Origin of the sequence: Borreliella californiensis (assembly GCF_014205885.1) — a bacterium.
Classification (GTDB): Bacteria; Spirochaetota; Spirochaetia; order Borreliales; family Borreliaceae; genus Borreliella; species Borreliella californiensis.
Window position 1 is genome coordinate 1 of sequence record NZ_JACHFB010000021.1, and the last position, 3,454, is coordinate 3,454.

The 3,454-nt window shown below is 32.8% G+C and carries 5 protein-coding genes; all 5 read right to left on the bottom strand.

What is annotated here, in order from left to right:
• Positions 1–917, bottom strand: a 917-nt coding sequence (locus HNP67_RS06575) for a hypothetical protein (RefSeq protein WP_184125731.1), incomplete at its 3' end; no start/stop codon positions are given.
• 21 nt (positions 918–938) lie between these two features.
• On the bottom strand, positions 939–1,511 hold the full coding sequence (locus tag HNP67_RS06580; RefSeq protein ID WP_184125733.1) for a DUF228 domain-containing protein: 573 nt from the start codon (positions 1,509–1,511) through the stop codon (positions 939–941).
• A gap of 29 nt (positions 1,512–1,540) precedes the next feature.
• On the bottom strand, positions 1,541–2,308 hold the full coding sequence (locus HNP67_RS06585; RefSeq protein ID WP_184125735.1) for a DUF228 domain-containing protein: 768 nt from the start codon (positions 2,306–2,308) through the stop codon (positions 1,541–1,543).
• 7 nt (positions 2,309–2,315) lie between these two features.
• Entirely contained in the window at positions 2,316–2,873 is a 558-nt protein-coding gene (locus HNP67_RS06590) for a DUF228 domain-containing protein (protein WP_184125737.1), read from the bottom strand.
• Between the two features lie 11 nt (positions 2,874–2,884).
• Positions 2,885–3,454: DUF1357 family protein (locus HNP67_RS06595; RefSeq protein ID WP_184125740.1), on the bottom strand; the 570-nt coding region annotated here is incomplete at its 5' end.

A 3,454-nucleotide genomic window follows, 5' to 3' on the forward strand; every position in this document is an offset into this window, starting at 1 on the left:
GCAAGTAGACCGCCCAAAACAAAATCAATGTATGAATGAGCAATATCAGTTGAGTCTTTGTCAACTTGTTCATTTGGTGTAGGTAGCATATACTTGCTAGGTTTGAATTTAATAAGTTCTGAATTTAGTGGATAAATGAGTATTTTATGTTTTAGTAAGTTTGAAGTCTCAATATAAACATCTTCTCTATTATTAATAGCCTTAATAGTTTGAATCAAAACATCTTCCCATTTTTCAGGGCTAATTGCAGGAGCTTGTGCTACTGAATATGGTTTTACTAATTTCAAGGAAGTTGCGGGATCAACTATTACCATCATAGGTGTGGAAAATTCGTCTCCTAACTCTAACTTTGAAAGTCCCTGTTCAATCTTTTCAAAGATTTTATCCATTTTATCTTTATCACCACTAGCAACTTCTTCTTTTATCTGCTCGGGCATATTAAGTAGTCCATACATATTCGGAAGTAGACGTTTTTGATTTTTCCCATCTTTTTGAATCGAAACAGTACCTGTTAGTACAAAGTGATTGATAAGCTTGATAATTTCACTACTTGCAAGCTTATAAGCTTGTGCAAAAGGAAGTAAATTATTATTAATGTCACCAATATATGAGTCTGAAGTATAAAATTTCTCAGAAGCTTGTTTTAAATGTCTGAATTTATACTGTAATTTTAAATAATTAAGTCTTACCACCTCAGAACTAAAACCAATAGTTGAGATAGTATTAACCTCATTGGCAATCGTCGTAGGATTAGAATTTAAAAACGCATCCCATTTTACGGTTTTTTGATATCCCATTTGTAGATCAACATCTTCAATTTGATCAGGTGAAAACCATTTATACATAATAGGATCTTTAACTTCTCCTATGATATTTGCCACGGCTTTTGCATAATAATTTTCATCAAATAATTCCATATTAAATCCTCCAAAATTTTATTAATTTCTACTTATCGCTTTATTTCCAAATACTGCTACTTTTACCAAATAAACTTCATTGCTAATTTGCTTTGCATCAGATAATGCTGTTGCATTAATAGTTGCTTTATTTGGTGTTCCAGTAACCTTTTCAAGATCACCGTCTTTATTAAAAACAAGTTTGTCTTTTGTTTTAACCGTAGCGTCTTTTGCTATTAAGTAGCCCTCAAAATTATTTGTAATTGGTACAATAGTAGCTGTTTTACTAAATTCATCTATATCAATACAGATTCCATACAAGTCTTCACCACCTCCAGCCTCAACATGAGGTTCATAGTGACTTTGATTATCTTGCACCTCTTGAATAACTCTTTTTACTCCACGCTTGTACGGATACCCCAAAAATGGATGATTTTCCAATTTGTCAAACTTACTAGTTCTAGTGCCTCCAGAAGCAAAAAATTTTACATTTTTGTCCCTAAATTCATTAGAATTGCTGAGTAAACTAGCGTCATGTTGGGGATTTTTCATAAACTTTTCGAGTTTACTTCTTTTCTCTTGATACTCTTTTACTAATTGCGTTGTATCTCCCATTTATTTACCTCCTTTTATTCACTTAAGATTTAACCACCATCGGGAATTACTATTTTCTCAAAGCCTCTATTTCCAAAAATTGCAACTTTTATCAAATTAATAGAATATTCTTGCTTAGGATATCTATTTTGATCTTGATTTTCATCTTCAGGGACAAAATTGATTGTAAATGAATCAGATAAGGCATAGGCATTAATTGCGGTTGGTGGTCCACCACCAGCCTTGATAATAACCCCATTATTATTAATGTCCAATATTTCTCCTATTTTTATGCTGGGATTTCTTGTGATAAGGTACCCCTCAAAGTTATTCGTAATTGGCAATACATACGCAGTATTACTAAACTCACATACATCTACACATATCCCATACATATCAGTATCAGCTCCAACTTCTACATATATAGAGTTCTCTTTTGGAACAAGCTTAACGCCGCGTTTGTATGGAAAACTATTTGCTGGATCGTAAAGGTACTCTTCTATTTTGTCTATATAACTTGAACATGCAAATGAATATGCATCAACTCGCTCATTCTTAGATTTAAAACAACTACTTGAGCTGCTAAAAACCTTATTTTCAATTGAACTAATTGATTTTGCATATTTTTTAAACTTCAAAAGAACATCATCAAGTTCTTTAACTGAATCTAAATAAGGATCTTTTGCTTGTACATCTTCAGCCTGTCTTGCTTGACGTTTAGCCCTAGGAACAACAACAGGAACTTCTCCCTCTAAATCTAACTGTGGGTTATCAACAGCGGCAAGATTTTCAACTTGCACGTTATCTTTTAAAGCCATAATTTAATTACCCTTTTATGGCTCTATTTCCAAATATACTAGCAAGCACTATAAATAAATCTTCAGTCAATTTGTATGCTTTTGAAAGTGCCATTGCATTAACAGACTTTTGAGCACCCGTGGTTTTTTCAAGTTCTCCATGTTGGTTAAAATTTAGTTTATCTCCTGGATTTACACCACTTTGTCCATCTTTCTTAAGTGTTAAATATCCCGTAAAGTTGTTTGTAATCGGAATTATAGTTGCCATACCACTAAATTCGTCTATATCAGTGCATACTCCATATAAATCATCACCACCTCCAGCCTCAACTTCAAGCTCTGTTGTACCATCACCAAAACTAAGTTTTACTCCACGTTTATACGGATACCCTTTAGCAGGATAATTTTCTATTTTGTCTTTACTACTAGTGATAACTCCACCTGAATTAGAAAAAATTAGGTTTTTGTCTCTAAATTCAATAGAATTGCTAAGCAACCCCGCGTCTTGTTGAGGATTTTTCATTAATGCTTTAATTTCAGCAACTTTTTTATCAAACTCTTGTTTAATTTTTGTGATATCACTCATTAAAAACTCCTTTAAGCAATACTTGTTCTTTTATGTCTTTTTAGATTTTCATAAAATTGAATTCGTCTTTGCTTGTATGTATTACTTATCGCTTGTACAAACTCCGTAAAATTAATAGGTACAAAATTAGAATCAAGTAAACTTGCTCTATCTTCCGTTTTAACAACAATATTGCCCTTAATAGAATCAACAGAAGAAGAATTGCTATTCGCATTTTTTCTTAACTTAATATTCACTTTTGCTAAAGAGACAAGTTGCTCTAGTATTTCACCATCGATATGACTTATGTCGGAGGCTTTAGAAATAGCTTTAATTTGCTCAACTGGAACAAACTTGCGAACAAGTTCTCTACGTTGTGCTTGCATAATATCTTTTAGAGTGTACCCCTTTGCAAGCAGTGCTTCTTTATTGAAGTGGCTGCTAAGATGTGCTTTTGCAAGCGTATCAATTTCATTTATGCGATCAGCTTCTAGTAACAATTGTTTTTCAACACGCTCTCGCTCCTCAACTTCTGCAAGTTCTTTTGTTATTCGCTCATTTATACTTAAATCACGACTTGTCTCTTTAGATTTATTGCTTGA